Here is a 19,254-nt window from a genome sequence, read left to right on the forward strand (position 1 = left end):
TAAACTCATCTAACATGACTGTCGCTTAGTAAAATACTAAATCTAAGCACATTCGTATAATTTCATACCAATGATGGTCATTCATACTGCAAAAAAAGTGGAGTAAATACTTTGGAAGCGCGCGTAATCGGTCTGGAAAAATTAGGGAAACACGATGTCGAACTCGTAGGTGGGAAAAACTCATCTTTGGGTGAAATGATCAGCCATTTATCCAATGCTGGTGTATCGGTACCTGGTGGTTTTGCAACAACTGCAGCTGCCTATCGTGAGTTCTTGGATCAAAGCGGCTTAAATGCTCGAATTCAGGCTGAACTTGAGCAGCTAAATGTTGATGATGTAAACGCACTTATAGAGACAGGTGCTAAAATCCGTAAATGGATCGTTGATACTCCACTTACTGCTAATTTAGAACAAGAAATTCGTGACGCGTTTACAGCACTTTCAAACGGTAATCCAGACATCGCTGTTGCTGTACGTTCTTCTGCGACTGCAGAAGATTTACCTGATGCTTCTTTTGCAGGACAACAAGAAACTTTCTTAAACATTCGCGGAATTGATAACGTTCTTATCGCAATTAAAGAAGTTTTTGCTTCGCTTTATAATGACCGTGCCATCGCTTACCGTGTACACCAAGGTTTTGAACACAGTGTTGTTGCCCTATCTGCGGGTGTACAACGTATGGTTCGTTCAGAGACTGGTGCTGCAGGTGTAATGTTTACGCTTGACACAGAATCTGGTTTCCGTGATGTGGTATTTATTACTGCATCATACGGTCTGGGTGAAATGGTTGTTCAGGGAGCTGTTAACCCTGACGAATTCTATTTGTCAAAACCATTGTTAAATGCAGGTAAACACTCAGTTTTACGCCGCAATCTCGGTTCTAAACACCAAAAAATGATTTATGGTGAAGAAGGCGCTGCAGGTAAATCCGTTGTTGTGGTTGATGTAGAAAAACCAGAGCGTCAACAATTCGCATTAAATGATCATGAATTACATGAACTTGCTAAACAAGCATTGATTATTGAACAACATTACGGTTCGCCAATGGACATCGAATGGGCGAAAGATGGTGATGATGGTCAAATCTACATCGTTCAAGCACGTCCTGAAACTGTTAAAAGCCGTCAAAATGTCGGCACAATGGAACGTTACCTATTAAAACAACGTGGTACAGTTATTTGTGAAGGTCGTTCAATTGGTCAACGTATCGGTTCGGGCAAAGTTCGTGTCGTAACTTCGATTAAAGAAATGGATAAAGTACAAGACGGTGATGTACTTGTATCAGACATGACTGACCCAGATTGGGAGCCAGTCATGAAACGCGCCGCAGCGATTGTGACCAATCGTGGTGGCCGTACTTGTCACGCTGCAATCATTGCACGTGAGTTAGGTGTACCAGCAATCGTAGGTTGTGGTAATGCAACAGAAGTATTAACCGATGGTCAAGAAGTCACTGTTTCGTGTGCTGAAGGTGATACAGGCTTTATCTATGAAGGCGCATTAGATTTTGAGGTGCAACGTAACTCAATTCACTCAATGCCAAAACTTCCATTTAAGATTATGATGAATGTTGGTAATCCAGACCGTGCATTCGACTTTGCTCAAATTCCAAATGAAGGGATTGGTCTTGCACGTCTTGAATTCATCATTAACCGTATGATCGGTGTACATCCTAAAGCGCTTCTCAATATTGACAGCCTACCACGTGAAACGCGTGCTGCTGTAATGACACGTACATCAGGTTATTCTTCGCCAATCGAATTCTATGTAGAAAAATTAGTTGAAGGTATTTCAACACTTGCAGCTGCATTTGCGGAAAAACCAGTCATCGTTCGTATGTCTGACTTTAAGTCAAATGAATATGCAAACTTAATCGGCGGTAAATTATACGAGCCAGAAGAAGAAAACCCGATGTTGGGTTTCCGAGGTGCAAGTCGTTACGTATCTGACAACTTCCGTGACTGTTTTGAGCTTGAGTGCCGTGCTTTGAAGAAAGCCCGTGATGAAATGGGTTTAACCAATATTCAAATCATGATTCCATTCGTGCGTACAGTGTCTGAAGCAAAACGTGTGATTGAGTTGCTTGCTCAAAATGGTTTAAAACGTGGTGAAAATGGCCTCAAAATCATTATGATGTGTGAGCTTCCAACCAATGCTTTATTGGCTGAACAGTTCCTTGAACATTTTGATGGTTTCTCAATTGGTTCAAATGACTTAACACAATTAACACTTGGTCTTGACCGTGATTCTGGTATCGTATCTCACTTATTTGATGAGCGTGATCCAGCGGTTAAAGCCCTTCTTTCTATGGCAATTCATGCATGCCGTAAAGCAGGAAAATACGTTGGTATTTGTGGTCAAGGTCCTTCAGACCACCCTGACCTTGCTAAATGGCTCATGGAACAAGGTATTGAATCTGTGTCACTTAACCCTGACTCAGTGCTTGATACTTGGTTCTTCCTTGCTGAAGAACAAATCAAGAAAGCCTAGTCTTTTAAAAAAAAGACCCTTTCGTAGGGTCTTTTTTCATCTTTAGTCATTGAGAATTTTTAATTATGCAAATTTACTTGGCTCGTAATAACCAACAAGCTGGACCTTATAGTTTAGACCAATTGAACCAAATGCTGTCTAGCCAACAAGTATTACTTACAGACTTGGTTTGGCACGAAGGTATGAGTGAATGGAAAACTCTTGGCGAACTCACTCAAGGAAAACTTGTCTACGAACCTGTAGGTTATTCATCATTCAATCATCAAATTAACAATCAAACTGAGCAGTCAACTTTTAAAATTAAAGTTGAACAAAAAACATTTGAACTCGCCTCATTTCATTCTCGTGCACTCGCTAAGGTGATTGACTTAACTCTTTGGCTTCCGATGGCTGCTATACCATCTTTTTTCTTTAACGAAAGCCAGTACACAGAATTATTTAAAATTCAAAAGCAATTACAAGCAAGCCAAGTCGCTTCAAGTGAAGCAGTTGAGTTGCAACATCAACTTATGCAGCTTATTCCAAATGAAGCATGGATGAGTATTTTTGTTTATTTGATCCTAATGCTGATGCTGCAAGCTTTTTTAATTGCGAAGTCTGGACAAAGCATTGGTAAAAAAACAACCAAAATTAAAATCGTAGATGCTGAAACACATACGGCAGTCAATACGATTAGAGCTTTTTGGTTGAGAAGTGCTTTATTTATCATTCTGAATTTATTGTTTATGCCATTTATTACCATTATCGACTATGCTTTCTTTGCATTTAATAAAAATCGCCAAACTTTGCACGATAAATTGGCAAAAACTAAGGTCGTAAAGCAATAATTTTTAATTAACTAAGCAAAAGAGGATTTATTCCTCTTTTTTGCTCTATAAAATTGATATTTATAGAAAAAATACACATTTCAACAACAATTCCTACAAAATAAATCGAGTTTTAAAACAAGTATTTCAGACTACTTTATCAGTAGCTTAGTTTTTCAATATGAGGCATAATGCCCTACAACGTAGCGGTGTCGCATGATTGCCAAGCAATTCACAAAAAATTCTTATCAATCATGCGACACTTTAATCGCTATCCCATAATTTAATTTAGGGAATGGGACTCTTCACCGAGGTTGTAAAATGAGACAAACGATTTTAGCTGTATTGTCTTTATCAACGATGGCTGCGCTCTTGACAGGGTGTGGCGGTGATATGGTACTTCTAAACTCAAAAGGACCAGTCGGTCAAGGCCAAAGTAGCCTGATGATGACCGCTGTCTATTTAATGCTGTTGGTGGTGATTCCATCAATTATCATGGCATTATGGTTTGGTTGGAAATATCGCGCATCGAATAAAGATGCAGACTATAAACCTACTTGGGCACACTCTACGACAATTGAGATTGTTGTTTGGGGTGTACCTGTCATTATTATCGGTATTTTAGCTTGGTTGGCTTGGTGGGGTTCCCACAAGTACGACCCTTACCGCCCGTTAGAATCAGACAAAGCACCTTTAACAATTCAAGCCATCGCTGAGCAGTTTAAATGGGTCTTTATCTATCCTGAGCAAGAAATTGCAACGGTAAACGAAATACGCTTCCCAGAAAAAATACCTGTCAATTTTAAGATTACTTCTAACTTCACAATGAACTCATTCTTCATTCCACAGTTAGGTGGTCAAGTCTATGCCATGGCAGGCATGCAAACCCAGTTGAACTTACTGGCAAATGATCCTGGTGTATTCCGAGGTATTTCAGCAAACTATTCAGGCTACGGTTTCTCTCAAATGCGTTTCAAGGCGCATAGTGTCACCGAGTCAGAATTTGCACAATGGGTAGAAGCTGTTAAAGCGGGTAATGGTACAAGTATCAATCCTGAAGCCATTCAAAAAGGTACGCTTGATCAAGCTGAGTTCGCAACGCTTAAAGATGGTGATCGTTCTAAACACCAGATCGAACACTTAATTGATCGTGCCAAGGCTGCTGGTGATGCAGAAGCGCTTGCCAAAGCTGAAGCGATGAAACCGTTCCCAACCAAGCCTCACCCTGTGACCTATTACTCTTCAGTTGAGCCGAAATTGTTTGAAACAATCATCAACCATTACATGAGTAATTTTCACGGCGCTGACCACTCTGCTGGACATGCGACAGCAGAAACTCATGTTGCAGCAGAACATGCTGCTCGAGGGGAATAAGACATGGATATGATTTTTGGTAAACTGGGTTGGGACTCTATTCCAACAGAGCCAATCGTACTCGTCACCATGGTCATGATGGCACTTGGTGGCATTGCAGTTCTAGGCGGTATTACCTATTTCAAAAAATGGGGATATTTGTGGAATGAATGGTTTACCTCTGTAGACCATAAAAAAATTGGTATCATGTATATCCTTATCTCCGTAGTCATGCTTGTGCGTGGTTTCGCCGATGCGATCATGATGCGTTTACAGCTTTTCCTTGCCAAAGGCGGCGGTGAAGGCTATCTACACCCAGACCACTACGATCAAATTTTCACCGCGCACGGTGTGATTATGATCTTCTTCGTGGCAATGGGTCTTGTTGTTGGCTTAATGAACGTCGTTGTACCATTGCAGATCGGTGCGCGTGACGTGGCATTCCCATTATTGAACTCTTTAAGCTTCTGGTTATTCGCTGGTGCTGCTGGTTTGATGATGGCATCACTGGTACTCGGTGAGTTTGCTGCGACTGGTTGGTTAGCTTATCCTCCTCTGTCTGGCATTCAGTACTCTCCTGGTGTGGGTGTTGACTACTATATTTGGGCACTTCAGATTTCGGGTCTCGGTACACTATTAACGGGTGTTAACTTCTTTGTGACCATCATCAAGATGCGTGCACCTGGCATGAAACTAATGGACATGCCAATCTTTACTTGGACTGCCCTTATTACTGTCATTTTAATCATTGCAACATTCCCTGTATTAACAGGTACACTTGCAATGTTGACACTAGACCGTTATTTCGATTTCCATTTCTTCACCAATGAGCTTGGCGGTAGTCCAATGCTTTACGTGAACCTGATCTGGACATGGGGTCACCCAGAAGTATACATCCTAGTATTACCAGCATTTGGTATATATTCAGAAGTCGTAGCAACGTTCTCCCGTAAAGCGTTGTTCGGTTACAAGTCTATGGTGTATGCGACAGTTGCCATTGGTGGACTATCTCTTGTCGTATGGCTTCACCACTTCTTCACCATGGGTGCTGGTGCGAACGTGAATGCGTTCTTCGGTATCATGACCATGATTATTGCGATTCCTACAGGTGTGAAAATCTTCTCTTGGTTATTCACCATGTATAAAGGTCGCATTACTTATACTACCCCGATGCTTTGGACACTTGGTTTCCTTGTGACGTTTGGTATCGGTGGTTTAACTGGCGTACTTATGGCTGTTCCACCTGCGGACTTCCTTGTACACAACTCACTCTTCTTGATCGCTCACTTCCATAACGTGATTATTGGTGGTGTGGTCTTTGCAATGTTTGCAGGAATCACATATTACTGGCCAAAAATGTTTGGCTGGAAGCTCAATGAGTTCTGGGGTAAAGCGTCATTCTGGTTCTGGTTCTTTGGTTTCTATTTTGCGTTCATGCCACTCTATATCCTTGGTTTCATGGGTATGACTCGTCGTTTGAATACATATGACAACCCAGAATGGGATCCATACTTAGCAATCGCATTGTTCGGTGCAGTTCTTGTTGCAATTGGTATTGCATGTTTCCTTATGCAAGTTATCGTTGGCTTCCTGCAACGCAAGGACAACATGGACTATACAGGCGATGCCTGGGATGGTCGTACGATTGAATGGGCAACTTCTTCGCCTGCACCATTCTATAACTTTGCACATCTTCCTCAGGCAGATGGTATTGACCGCTTTTGGGTTGATAAAGAAAATGGTGTAGCATACGCTCGCAATACTAAATATGAAGACATTCATATGCCAACCAACCGTGCGGCTGGTTTCGTCATTGCCATGTTCATTACCGTACTTGGTTTTGCACTGATTTGGCATATTTGGTGGCTGGTCGTTGTTTCATTCGTTGCTGCTATCATTAGCTTGATCGTAAGCTCATTCACCAAGAATGTGGACTACTACGTTCCTGCTGCTGAAGTAGAGCGTATTGAAAATGAACGCTATGCGTTACTTGAAAAACACTTGAAGAAGGACTAAAGATATGGCTGAAGTACTTCATCACGACAACCATGGTCATGACGGTCATCATGAACACGATGATACCGACTTAACGGTCTTCGGTTTTTGGACGTACCTGATGAGTGACTTGATTCTTTTCGGATCACTCTTCATTGCGTTCGCCGTACTAAACAGTCATGTTCCACCTGGTACTCCAAGTGCGAAAGATCTTTTTGGTGATTCTTTAGGTTTTGTATTAACCGAAACTTTTGCCCTGTTGATCTCTTCGGTAACATTCGGATTTGCAGTACTTGCATCTTATAAAAAGAATGTCAATCAAGTGATTGCTTGGTTGTTTGTTACTTTCTTATTTGGTGCAACGTTCATTGGGATGGAAATTTATGAATTCCAGCACCTTGTACATGCTGGCCATGGTCCAACTCATAGTGCGTTCTTATCAGCATTCTTTACTTTAGTTGGTACACACGGTATCCACGTAACCTCTGGTTTAGTGTGGATGCTGGTATTGATGTACCAGATCAAGAAGAATGGTTTGACTCTGCCGAATACACGTCGTCTGGCTTGTCTAAGCTTGTTTTGGCACTTCCTTGACATCGTTTGGATCTGTGTATTCAGCGTCGTTTACTTACTGGGAGTTCTCTAATGAGCAGTCATGACCACAATACCTCAGGTGCAGCACACGGCAATACAAAACAGTACACCATTGGTTTTATCCTCTCTATCATTCTCACTATCATTCCATTTGGGATGGTAATGGTGGGTGGTTTTGGGCGCGGTATGCTGGTTACGGTCATTGCAATCACTGCTATTGCTCAGGTTATTGTACAGCTTGTGTATTTCCTGCACATGAACACCTCATCTGAGCAGCGCTGGAACTTGATTGCATTTGTTTATACAATCCTGACCATTGCTGTTCTTTTAATTGGTTCTGTGTGGGTAATGAACTACCTACACTACAACATGATGATCTAAACTGGTCGTCATGTTTAAAAAGTATTTATTCCTGACTAAACCAGGAATTCTCTTCGGTAATTTCATTACCACCTTGGGCGGCTTCTTTTTAGCCGCCCAAGGCTCTATAGACTTCCTCTTATTATTAATTACATTACTTGGAACAACTTTTGTGGTTGCTTCTGGTTGTGTAGTCAATAATGTTATTGATCAAGACATCGATCAGAAAATGCAACGCACAATGAATCGTGCTCTTGTTAAGAAAACAATATCTCCTACTATTGCAATGTTTTATGCTCTTGTATTAGGTGTGATTGGTTTTAGCATGCTCTGGTTCTATGTGAATGCCTATGCATTTTTATTCGCTGTGATTGGTTTTGTGGTTTATGTTGGGTTTTATAGTTTGTGGACAAAACGTACCACAATCCATCAGACCGTAATTGGTAGTATTTCTGGAGCGAGTCCTCCTGTTATTGGTTATACGGCTGTAAGTCATCATTTCGATATGGCTGCTCTTCTCATTTTTATTGCATATGCCTTATGGCAAATGCCGCATTCATGGGCAATTGCGATTTATCGTTTTGAAGATTACAAAAACGCAGGAGTACCAATTTTACCTGTAGCACGCTCTATTCTACGCACGAAAATAGAATCCTTAATTTATGTGATTTTATTTACTATTGCGATGAATGGTTTATATGTTTATGGATATACCAATATTGTATTCTTGGTGATTTGTAATTTACTGTGTGCATACTGGTTCTACATTGGTATTTTAGGTTTTAAAGCTGAAAATGACCAACTTTGGGCAAAACGCTTTTTCTTATTTTCAGTGATTTTGATTACTGTAATTAGTTTAAGTTTCAGTTTTACTTTTAATAGTCCTGCACCCACCTTCCCTATTTTCTAAAAAGATAGAGGAACCTCTATCTTTTTATTCTCTGCTTCAATTGTTATCATTTCGTGCAATAAAAACATTCATACTTTATTGCCTAAATGAAACTTCAAAATATATCGATTTTAAAACCCATTTTTTATACTTTTATCACAGCAATTTCTATTCAAGCTCAAAGTATTTATGCTGGAGCTGAAAATATCTGTGAACCAAATCTACACTTAGATGATCGCGATCTAAATGGTTGCAGTAATTTACCTGTTCTATATCCTTCAAACGATAGTCAAACTAATACTGCCTTATTACTAAGCGATTTGGGTCTAGCTGAAATCGAACCAATGCCTATAGATCAAAACTTATGGGATGCGACTTTTGGTTCTGTGCCATTTGATGCTGCAAATGTATCATTGGCAACGAAGAATAAAATTCAGAATCAGAGAAATGAATTAGCAGTAAAAGACGAAATCATATTTGATGAACGTTGTTACAGTTTTAATTCAGGCAACAATGCTTTTATTGATCAAGTTAAAACCCATAAACTAATTCCAGCAAATGAAAAGCTTGTTCTGATCAACGAACGCAAGAAGATGAATCAATGTGACAATAAAATTGCATTGATCTCTATCGATCCAAATTGGTCAACAACCACGCGTCAATACGCATCTTATTTAAATGCGAGTATTTTGTTTTATAATGCTAACTATTCATCTTCTACGAAAATTTTTACGGTATTAACTTCGGTTGAAGATGCATGGTTGAAAGAAACAGCTCTATATATGTTGATTCGGACGACACTCAATTCAGCTTATGCAACAGGTGTTGATCAATACGGTGATGTATACCTTGATAATATTAATCAAAATTTACTAAAACAGTTCTTAAGTCATATCACGAACTATCTAAATGCTTATCCTAATGGTCGTTATGTAGCAAGTGCGCGTGGATTTTTACGTCGTGGTTTTTGGTTATCTAAACGCCAAGATCTTTTAGTCAATGAGATCGTATGGCAAATTCAAAATCCTAAATCTAAATTTTACAATTTAGATATGGGACAACTTCCTGCTGAAATTGATAGACGTATTTTTAGTAGCAATTCATTTGAACTCAAAAATCTCAAGGACCCTTTTTTCTTGACGATATATAATTTAATGAATATGCGTGACTACAAAACTGAACATTACCAACCTATTACGTGGTCTCAACTTAATGCACAAAAAGATTTCTTTAGAACTCAACCTGAATTATTTAACTATTTAAGAGCGATTCATTTATTTTTTATTCAGAATAAACCCCAAGATGCTTTAAATTATTTGCCAAAGTCAAATACTAAAAATAATAATTATTTACAACTGAGCCAAACTTTTTTAAAAGGTCAAATATTGGAAAAACTCGGTCAAAACCAAACTGCTGAAGAATATTGGCGTCAGCAACTTGTACAAGCCAAAGACAGCTATCAACGCGGTTTATTTGAAACAGCATTATCCAATCATTTGGCAATAAAACAGGACTATTCAGCATTTATAGGAAAAAAAGCTCAAATTACTCAGCCGAACCTACAGAGAAATTTTATTACTCAAATCGCAAATACAAACAGTTTGCAAAAAATTATTCAATCTGATCAAAGCAACATAGATCAAAAACAAGCTGCGATCTACACCCTTCTAAGTAAAAGCTTAGTACATCAACAATTCGAATTGTTTAAACAAAGCTATGCTTTTATGCCCAAAAATCCCATGCAATATCAAGGTTATAACAGTGACAATGAACAATTGAAGAATAAGCCAGATTTTTCTAATTTCATTTGGAATGGAGCAAACATTACACCACAACTAAAATGCTCAAATTTAGAGACTTTAGTTAATCAACTGGCTCAGACACCTAAAGATCCATTATTAAATGTTTGCTTAGGTGAATATTTCCGTAGTGAACAAGGTTATTCAGTACAACAGTTGGCTTATGCTGAACAGCAACAATCCAGTTTTTCGGGAAAAATATTTTCCCGTGGTCAGGTATATAAAGACATTCTAAAATCATCTAGTAAAGATGATTTACACGCCTATGCCTTATATCGTTCGATTCAATGTTATGCACCCAGTGGAATCAATGATTGTGGTGATGCAGAAGTGAGTAAGCCAGTTCGTAAACAATGGTATGACCAGATCAAAAGAGACTATCCAAACAGTACTTGGGCAAAATCACTTAAATATTATTGGTAACTTTTAGCCATGAAGTTGCTTAAAACGGTTTTCTGTATTTTTCTGGTTTTTAGCCTGAATGCCTGCCAACCGACACAATCAGCAACTTCAAAAGTTGATGCCAATGATTTTGCTTCTTTCTGGATTTGGGGTGATATTCAGACAGCCCCTTATCTGGTTCATGCAAAGGAACTGTATATTTTACAAGGTGAAATCCGTTATTCCAAATCAAAACAGATTTCAACTTTCACACCGCAAGGCGTATCCATACTGAAATTACCCCATCAAAAAATATGGCTGGTTTTCCGAACCCATCATTTGGCGTGGAATGAACAAAATTACCAAACCATTCTCAATCGATTGGAACACTGGAGAAATCAGGGCAATCAGGTTCAAGGCATTCAAATTGATTTTGATAGTAAAACCAACAGCTTGAAAGACTATGCCATTTTTCTACAAAAACTCAGGCAGAAATTACCCCAACAATATCGGCTCAGTATTACAGGATTACTGGACTGGACCAATTTTAAAGACCAGAACACCTTAACACTTTTTAGGCAAAATATTGATGAACTGGTGATCCAGACTTATCAGGGTACGACCACAATCCCGAATTATCCTGAATATTTAAAACGTATCTCTGCCCTGCGCTTGCCCTATAAAGTTGGGCTGGTACAACATGGAACATGGTTCGGGAATAGTACAAAACAAAAAGATCCTTATTTTAAAGGCTATATCATCTTTTTACTTCGATCTAAAACATGAATTTACTTGCGATTTAAATGAAATGTGTCTAAAATCCCAGCTTCGCAATTTGCGACATAACTTTTTAGTTATGACTCCTTGCTTCTGACTTTTTAGTTGGGGGCTGCTTAAACCGTAAGGAGCTGACAATGCGTCACTACGAAATCGTACTATTGGTACACCCAGACCAAAGCGATCAAGTTGTAGGTATGGTTGAACGCTATATCTCTCAGATCAAAGAAGCTGAAGGTCAAATTCACCGTTTAGAAGATTGGGGCCGTCGCCAATTGGCTTACCCAATCAACAAGATTCACAAAGCACACTACATTCTTATGAATGTTGAATGTGGTCAAACGACTCTTGATGAATTAGAAGAATTGTTCCGTTATAACGATGCAATCATTCGTAACATCATCATCCGTCGTGAACACGCAATTACTGAAGAATCTTTACTTGCTAAGAGTGCTGAAGAGAAACGTGCGCGTAAAGCTCAACGTGAAGAAGCACAACAAGCAATTCAAGAAGCTGAATAAGGAGAACCTCAATGGCACGTTTTTACCGTCGTCGCAAGTTCTGCCGCTTTACAGCTGAGAATGTTGCGTACATCGACTACAAAGATATCGACACTTTAAAACAGTACATCACTGAAAACGGCAAGATTGTTCCTAGCCGTATTACAGGTACTAAAGCTCGTTATCAACGTCAATTAGCGTTAGCTATTAAACAAGCTCGCTATTTGTCTTTGATTCCGTACACTGACAACCATAAGTAAGTGAGGTGAGCTGTGGACGTTATCTTATTACAACGCATTAAGAATCTTGGTAAATTAGGCGACAAAGTATCAGTTAAAGCTGGTTACGGTCGTAACTTCTTGATCCCTCAAGGTAAAGCTGTAGCTGCAACTGAAGCAAATACTGCTGCATTTGAAGCTCGTCGTGCTGAACTTGAGAAACAAGAAGCTGCTATTTTAGCTGCTGCGAATGCACGTGCTGAACAATTGAACGAAGTAAATATCGTTATCACTGCTAAAGCTGGTGATGAAGGTAAACTTTTCGGTTCTATCGGTACTCGTGATATCGCTGACGCTTTAACGAACGCTGGTCTAGCAGTAGATCGTGCAGAAGTTCGTTTACCAAACGGTGCGCTTCGTCACACTGGTGAATTCAACATCGCAATCCAATTGCATCATGATGTTGTTGCTGAAGTTCTCGTTACTATCGTATCTGAGTAATTTCTGCAAAGAAAAGAGCATGTTTTTACATGCTCTTTTTTTATGCCTAAAATTTTATATTTTAGTACACCCTACTTTTCCAGCAATTAAACAATTTTCTTCCAATTAAATTCTCCTGTCTGCGTCCATTTGGATTAAGATAGTCAGTCGTTACAGTTTCATCTTTTTTACTAGGTCTTGTTATGTCACAGGCGAATGCCAATTTTACGAAAAATTCTCCAAACACAGAGAGTAAAGTGAGTGACTCAGGTCAATTAAAAGAATTTCGTACACCACCGCACAATCTCGCAATTGAGCAAGCTGTGCTCGCGGCATTAATGACGGTTGCCGAATCATTTGAACAAGTCAGCGATTTACTTAAAGAAAATGATTTTTATGCAACACGTCATAAATATATTTATCGTGCCATCGAAAAACTAGCGCAAGAAAACTCGCCTTATGATGCTGTATTGGTCAATGATTGGTTACTCAAACAAAACCTGCTTGATGCAATTGGTGGTGAAGAATATTTAATGCAATTGATGGCAGATTCACCTTCAAGCTTTTACAATCTTGAAATCTACGCCAATAAAATTAAAGAATTTTCAACACTACGCGCAATGATTAAAGTCAGTAGTGATATTTTGCAAAATGCTTATGACACCAAAGGTCGCCCTGTCAGTGAAATCCTAGATTTAGCCGAAACCAGTATTTTCTCTTTGGCCGAACAACATAACAACAACAAGAAAGATTCAGGACCAAAATCGATTAGCTCTGTCACTGCTGATGTGATTTCTAAACTCGATGAACTTTCTAAATTAGACGGCAATATTACAGGTTTAACCACAGGTTTCTTAGAGTTAGATAATAAAACCTCAGGTATGCAAGCTGGGGATTTGATTATTGTTGCAGCCCGTCCTTCGATGGGTAAAACCACCTTCGCCATGAACTTAGTTGAAAGTGTACTGCAATACAACCGCTTACCTGCTCTCGTATTCTCAATGGAGATGCCAGCAGACTCGATTGCTATGCGTTTGATCTCAGCAATGGGTAAAGTCCATCAGGGTCATCTACGTTCAGGTAATCTCGATGCAGATGAATGGACCAAAGTCACAGGAACTATTCTTCAATTACAAGAAATGCACCTCTATATCGATGATTCCTCTGCCCTACCACCAACCGAACTTCGTGCGCGTGCGCGACGTATTGCCAAAATGCATGATGGAAAAATCGGCTGTATCATGGTCGACTACTTACAATTAATGAAAGTGCCGGGTATGGGCGATAACCGTGTGGGTGAGATTTCGGAGATTTCTCGAAGCTTAAAAGCACTAGCTAAAGAAATGCAATGCCCTGTCATTGCACTGTCTCAGCTTAACCGTAGTTTGGAGAACAGACCAAATAAACGCCCTGTCATGTCAGACTTACGTGAATCAGGCGCAATCGAGCAAGATGCCGACTTGATCATGTTTATTTATCGTGATGAAGTCTATAACAAAGAGTCTAAAGAAGCTGGTACAGCCGAAATTATTATCGGTAAACAACGTAATGGTCCAATTGGTTCAGTTCGTCTTGCCTTTGAAGGTCAATACACTCGCTTTAGTAACCTTTCACCTGAGTTCTATGCTCAATACGATGACGAGGAATAATCCCTCGGTTATTGATCTGCCTTAAAAACTTTCCATGTCGACCCAAAGGAGAAATCAGGGTGCGCCAAGCAACAGTTTATATTGATAGTGATGCACTACAATATAATTTAAACCGCGTTAAACAACTTGCTCCACATTCACAAATTGTTAGTATGGTCAAAGCAAATGCTTATGGACATGGAGTTAAAGACTGTTTAGCCGCCTTGGATGCCACAGACGCCTTTGGTGTCGCCTGTTTAGAAGAAGCTTTAGAGATCAGGCAACTGGGATATTCTCAACTCATCACTTTGATTGAGGGCATATTTTCAGAAGACGAAATGCAACAAGTAATTGAGTACAAACTCGAATGCCTGATTCATCAAAGTCAACAAGTTGAATGGTTGATTCAGCATAAACAAGCTTATAATGCTTTGGGCTTAAAAGTGTGGGTCAAGCTAAATAGCGGAATGAACCGTTTAGGCTTTAAAGTGACTGAAATTATCGATGTCATTCAACGTTTAAAATCAGAAGGCTTTAGCTGTGTCCTTACTATGCATTTTGCCAATGTAGATGCCGATCACCCTTTAAATGAACAACAAAAGCAGCAATTTCTCCATGTCAAAGAAGCATGTGCCCCTATCTTTGCATCATGCTGTAACTCTGCTGCGATCTATAAATATCCTGAATTGCATTTCGATTTTGTTCGCCCAGGTATCATGCTTTATGGCGCAAGTCCATTTGCTGACAAAAATGTAAATGAACTCGATTTAAAGCCTGTAATGACCTTTAGTGCAGAAATCATTGCGCTTAATCAAATTCAACAAGGCGAATCTGTAGGTTACGGTTCAACGTTTACAGCAACACAGCCTATGAATATTGCCATTGTCTCCATTGGCTATGGTGATGGTTATCCAAGAGCATATATCAAACCAAATTTCGTTGCGATTGATGAACAACTTGTTCCTGTTATTGGTCGTGTCAGTATGGATATGATTGCGATTGACGTTACTCAGGTTAAAGCTGAATTAGGTACTAAAGTAGAACTATGGGGCAAACATCGACTCGTCGATGATGTCGCTGCGGCAAATGGCACGATTGGTTACGAATTATTATGTCGGTTAAGCAATAGACCCATTCGAAAAGTGATTTAAAACAGATAAAAAATCCAAGCCTTTGCTTGGATTTTTTCTTATATGATTACAAACCATAATCAGTCGTAGGCTTTGGTAACTCTTGAAGTCCACGGCGTAAGGTTTCAGACCATTGCTTACTAATCTGAGTAAAATAAGGATCATCTTCTCGGATGCGTTTCCCTTCAGGAATTTTAAAACTATCTTTATGATAAACCAACGCGTCTAAAGGCAATCCGACAGAAACATTAGACCTTAATGTTGAATCAAAAGAGATCAAACTGCAACGTAACGCATCATCTAATGGCATCGTATAGTGCAGTGCACGATCTAAAATTGGCTTTCCATACTTACTTTCACCAATCTGGAAATATGGGGTATCGGTAGTCGCACAGATAAAATTACCTTGTGGATAGACATTATACAATTGCATTTCCTCGCCCTGTATCTGCCCACACACCAAAATACTACACGAGTAGTTCATCTGTTCCTGAGTATCAGTCGTAACATCCTCGAGTACCTTACGCAAAGTCTTTCCAATTAATTCAGCAACTTCAAACATGGTATTTGCGCTATATAAATTTGGCTCTTGATGTAATGCTAAAGCATTTTGTAAATGACCAATAACAGCTTGTGTTGTTGCTAAATTACCTGCTGTTTGCAATGCAATAAAACGCTCACCTTCAACACCAAAGGTATGTAATTTACGAAATACAGAAATATGATCGACCCCTGCATTAGTTCGAGTATCACTAATCAATACCAAACCTTGCTCTAATCTTAATGCACAACAATAGGTCATCTCTTCTTCTCTTACCTTCAACAAGCCAAAACTTGAACCGTAGATATCATACTTTCCACCCCACCTTGCTCACGGATACCTCGAATTGGTGCAACATCTAGATAATCACGACCAACTGCGACATAAATATGATTTTGGGGGGTAAATATCTGGTTACTTACATCGAAACAATACCACTCATTTTCTACAAAAACCTCAGCCCATGCATGACTGGCTAGGTGCGGTTGATTTGCATCATATATATAGCCAGACACATAACGAGCTGGTAAATGTAATCCACGGCACATTGCAATTAAAATATGTGCATGATCTTGACATACACCTTGTCTTGCATGAAATGCATCAATTGCAGCAGTCGTCACTGAGGTGGTCTCAGGCTGGTACTGAACTTGTTGTAAAATTTTCTCAGATAAAAGTATTAAATGCTTACGATCTTTTACTTTGACCACCGCCTGAGCAAAATCAAGCATACTTAGATCGCAACACGTCATCATGGTACGCTGCAAAAAAAGCATTGGAGAAACATCCGTTTCTACATAGCCGAGTTCTGTTGCATATAAATCAACGACACCTTGCGCCATAATGGTCAAGTAGCGATATTCATGTCTCTGAGTTGCAGTGATCCATAAATTATTAAATGCGTCTCTTTGACATGAATATTGCCCAGGCACACTAATATGCCAGTTTTCTATGCTTTGGTGCATAGAACTCTGCGGCATCATTTTAATCGATTGCACACTATTTCGAGCAACTTGCGTATAACGATAGTGCGTTTGATGATTCACCATGAGTTTCATGAGAATGCCTCAAATTGATTTTCTAAGTTATAGGTAAAGGCATAAAACTGATTTAAATTAGGTTGCTCTTTTAAAATCTGCCAATTTGGCTGCAAGTCATCCCAACCTAGTTCAAATAACTGTTCAATAATCGGATCAATCGAAGCTATAACATCCTGAATATTATGTTGAAAACGGAAATGCGTATCAATTTTTTCAATACATTGTCCAACATGAAAGAATAAGAAAACATCGTTTTGTTCTGTTTTTAAAAGAGCACAACACTTCCCTACGACGGCTTGAATCTCTTCACCATCTGATACTGCATTTTTAATTATATGATTCAGCTCAGCATAGGTTTGAGCTGACAGTAAACCACGTAATTCTTGAATATTATCTCGAGCAATCTCAAGCTGGCTCAATAAAGAATAGGGTTGTTGATGATCTAGCATAAAATTATTCAGATTCTCAGCATCATCGATATGTAAACAAAGCGCTTGAGCAAAATCTGCTGCTTGTTCATCATCACAAAATGGCAAATGGCTAGCAACATGACCAATTCTAAATAAATAACGACCTAACCAATAAATATGATGAGCGCTTGAGCTAAGTAAAAGCATAAATTTCCTCCCTTATATATGATCAAAATCCCCAAAGTACGGCACTATGCTAGAGACTTTGGACTAAAACTCTTAAGGAAAGCGTTCAAGAATGCAATGTTTCTACAACCCATGTATCTTTGATACCACCGCCTTGAGAGGAATTAACCACTAAAGAACCCGCTTGCATTGCAACTCGAGTCAGACCTCCTGGCACAATCTCAGTACGATAAGGCGAACTCAAAACGAATGGACGCAAATCGATATGTCGTTCAGCAACCCCTTCAGACGTTAATGTTGGTGCTACAGAAAGTGCCAGAGTGGGTTGTGCAATATACAAATGAGGTGTTTCAATAATTTTTTGTCTAAATAGTTCAATTTGTTGTTGATCTGCTTGTGGTCCAATCAACATCCCATATCCACCCGAACCTTGTGCTTCTTTCACGACCAATTTTTCTAAATTACTAAGTACATAATCCAAGTGTTCTTGATCACGACATTGATATGTCGGAACATTACTTAAAATTGCTGTTTCACCCAAATAAAATTGAATCATTTTATCAACATAAGGATAAATTGATTTATCGTCAGCAACACCTGTACCTGGTGCGTTTGCAATCACAACATTTTTTTGCAAATAAGCCGACATCAACCCTGCAACTCCTAATGTACTATCAGGTCTAAAAGTTAACGGATCAAGAAAGTCATCATCGACACGGCGATAGATCACATCAACTTGCTGACGACCACGAATTGTTTTAACAAAAACTCGATCATTTTCAACAAATAAATCTCGACTCGTGACTAATGGCACATCCATTTCTCGTGCTAAAAATGAATGCTCATAATAAGCACTGTTAAAACGACCCGGTGTTAATACCACAATAAGTGGCTTATCCACATAAGCGTTCTCTTCTAAAATTGCTCTTAATAAAGTTGGGTATTGTTCTATGCCTTGCAAATTGTTACTGATGCACAAATCAGGCATTAGTTTTTGACTAATCTTACGGCTCTCAATCATATAAGATACGCCAGACGGTGTTCTCAAGTTATCTTCAAGTACGAAGAAATCACCCTGACCATCACGAATAATATCAATACCGCTAATTTGTGAATAAACCTTCCCTTTAAGATGATGATTTAACATATGTGGCTGAAATGCTTCATGTGCAATCACTTGATCAGCAGGAATAAGCCCCTCTTTTAAAATATGTTGTCCATGATAAATATCATCTAAAAATGAATTGAGTGCTTTCACACGTTGTGCACAACCTGATGAAATTTTTTCCCATTGTTTCTTTTCAATCACTCTTGGAATCAAATCATAAGGAATGGTTCGCTCAGCACCCTCTTGATCGCCATACACATTGAATGTGATTCCCTGATAAAGGAAATGTTGCTTCGCTTGATTCCCAAGTGTTCGTAACTCATCAAGGCTGCGAATACTCAACCACTGTTCAATTTTTTTCGAAGCTTCCGCATTAAAACTTTTGTCATCAAGCATCTCGTTAAAAAACTCAGATTTAAGCTGCTCAAACAAGTTTGTGCTGACACTAAGCTGTGGGATAAATGTAGACGAATGGACTGATACTGCTGCCGTTTGCTCTTGAGTATAATAATCCGCACTGGCATGTAGGTTGTGTTCTTGTTCTGACATAGAAACCTCGTCTCATCATT

The 19,254-nt window shown here is 39.2% G+C and carries 18 protein-coding genes; 14 read left to right on the forward strand and 4 right to left on the reverse strand.

The window, feature by feature from the left end; all coding sequences use genetic code 11:
- Positions 1-111: 111 nt before the first annotated feature.
- From ppsA to alr, 14 genes are all read left to right on the forward strand, one after another.
- Positions 112-2,490, forward strand: a complete 2,379-nt coding sequence (gene ppsA / locus F908_RS09455; RefSeq protein ID WP_004661374.1) for a phosphoenolpyruvate synthase — start codon at positions 112-114, stop codon at positions 2,488-2,490.
- A 65-nt stretch (positions 2,491-2,555) separates the two neighbouring features.
- Positions 2,556-3,317, forward strand: coding sequence for an RDD family protein (locus tag F908_RS09460; protein WP_005160930.1), 762 nt, complete (start codon positions 2,556-2,558; stop codon positions 3,315-3,317).
- Positions 3,318-3,617: 300 nt separating this feature from the next.
- On the forward strand, positions 3,618-4,670 hold the full coding sequence (gene cyoA, locus F908_RS09465; protein ID WP_005160931.1) for a ubiquinol oxidase subunit II: 1,053 nt from the start codon (positions 3,618-3,620) through the stop codon (positions 4,668-4,670).
- A gap of 3 nt (positions 4,671-4,673) precedes the next feature.
- A complete protein-coding gene (gene cyoB, locus F908_RS09470; protein ID WP_005160934.1) occupies positions 4,674-6,665 on the forward strand; it encodes a cytochrome o ubiquinol oxidase subunit I in 1,992 nt (663 codons plus the stop codon).
- A gap of 4 nt (positions 6,666-6,669) precedes the next feature.
- Positions 6,670-7,290: a cytochrome o ubiquinol oxidase subunit III gene (cyoC, locus tag F908_RS09475; protein WP_005160935.1), complete on the forward strand. Its 621-nt coding sequence runs from the start codon at positions 6,670-6,672 to the stop codon at positions 7,288-7,290.
- A complete protein-coding gene (gene cyoD, locus F908_RS09480) occupies positions 7,290-7,619 on the forward strand; it encodes a cytochrome o ubiquinol oxidase subunit IV (RefSeq protein WP_005160938.1) in 330 nt (109 codons plus the stop codon). Before cyoC ends, cyoD begins: the two co-directional genes overlap by 1 nt.
- Positions 7,620-7,629: 10 nt before the next feature.
- Positions 7,630-8,508 (forward strand): heme o synthase, encoded by an 879-nt coding sequence (gene cyoE, locus F908_RS09485; protein WP_005160941.1) that lies wholly within the window; start codon positions 7,630-7,632, stop codon positions 8,506-8,508.
- A gap of 86 nt (positions 8,509-8,594) precedes the next feature.
- The gene (locus tag F908_RS09490) at positions 8,595-10,709 is read left to right on the forward strand and encodes a PA5441 family protein (protein ID WP_005160946.1); all 2,115 of its coding nucleotides are present in this window, start codon (positions 8,595-8,597) and stop codon (positions 10,707-10,709) included.
- Between the two features lie 9 nt (positions 10,710-10,718).
- Entirely contained in the window at positions 10,719-11,453 is a 735-nt protein-coding gene (locus F908_RS09495) for a DUF3142 domain-containing protein (RefSeq protein ID WP_005160950.1), read from the forward strand.
- A gap of 128 nt (positions 11,454-11,581) precedes the next feature.
- Entirely contained in the window at positions 11,582-11,965 is a 384-nt protein-coding gene (rpsF, locus tag F908_RS09500; protein ID WP_004654408.1) for a 30S ribosomal protein S6, read from the forward strand.
- Between the two features lie 11 nt (positions 11,966-11,976).
- Positions 11,977-12,204, forward strand: a complete 228-nt coding sequence (gene rpsR / locus F908_RS09505) for a 30S ribosomal protein S18 (protein WP_000090661.1) — start codon at positions 11,977-11,979, stop codon at positions 12,202-12,204.
- A 12-nt stretch (positions 12,205-12,216) separates the two neighbouring features.
- Positions 12,217-12,663, forward strand: a complete 447-nt coding sequence (gene rplI / locus F908_RS09510; protein ID WP_004912185.1) for a 50S ribosomal protein L9 — start codon at positions 12,217-12,219, stop codon at positions 12,661-12,663.
- Positions 12,664-12,845: 182 nt separating this feature from the next.
- A complete protein-coding gene (gene dnaB, locus F908_RS09515) occupies positions 12,846-14,291 on the forward strand; it encodes a replicative DNA helicase (RefSeq protein ID WP_004661364.1) in 1,446 nt (481 codons plus the stop codon).
- Between the two features lie 59 nt (positions 14,292-14,350).
- A complete protein-coding gene (gene alr / locus F908_RS09520; RefSeq protein ID WP_005160954.1) occupies positions 14,351-15,421 on the forward strand; it encodes an alanine racemase in 1,071 nt (356 codons plus the stop codon).
- A 46-nt stretch (positions 15,422-15,467) separates the two neighbouring features.
- Here the strand turns inward: alr and F908_RS09525 are convergent, their stop codons facing one another.
- The 4 genes from F908_RS09525 to F908_RS09540 form a co-directional block, all read right to left on the reverse strand.
- Positions 15,468-16,202 carry a proteasome-type protease gene (locus F908_RS09525; RefSeq protein ID WP_005160957.1) on the reverse strand — a complete coding sequence of 245 codons (735 nt, stop codon included), beginning with the start codon at positions 16,200-16,202 and terminating at the stop codon, positions 15,468-15,470.
- 17 nt (positions 16,203-16,219) lie between these two features.
- Complete coding sequence (locus F908_RS09530) at positions 16,220-16,999, reverse strand: transglutaminase family protein (RefSeq protein ID WP_005160960.1); 780 nt, start codon at positions 16,997-16,999, stop codon at positions 16,220-16,222.
- The gene (locus F908_RS09535) at positions 16,996-17,598 is read right to left on the reverse strand and encodes an alpha-E domain-containing protein (RefSeq protein WP_005160963.1); all 603 of its coding nucleotides are present in this window, start codon (positions 17,596-17,598) and stop codon (positions 16,996-16,998) included. The genes F908_RS09530 and F908_RS09535 overlap by 4 nt, the downstream gene beginning before the upstream one ends.
- Before the next feature lie 85 nt (positions 17,599-17,683).
- Positions 17,684-19,234 (reverse strand): circularly permuted type 2 ATP-grasp protein, encoded by a 1,551-nt coding sequence (locus tag F908_RS09540; protein WP_005160967.1) that lies wholly within the window; start codon positions 19,232-19,234, stop codon positions 17,684-17,686.
- Positions 19,235-19,254 lie beyond the last annotated feature (20 nt).

It is taken from the genome of Acinetobacter sp. NIPH 284 (assembly GCF_000369425.1).
Taxonomy (GTDB): Bacteria; Pseudomonadota; Gammaproteobacteria; order Pseudomonadales; family Moraxellaceae; genus Acinetobacter.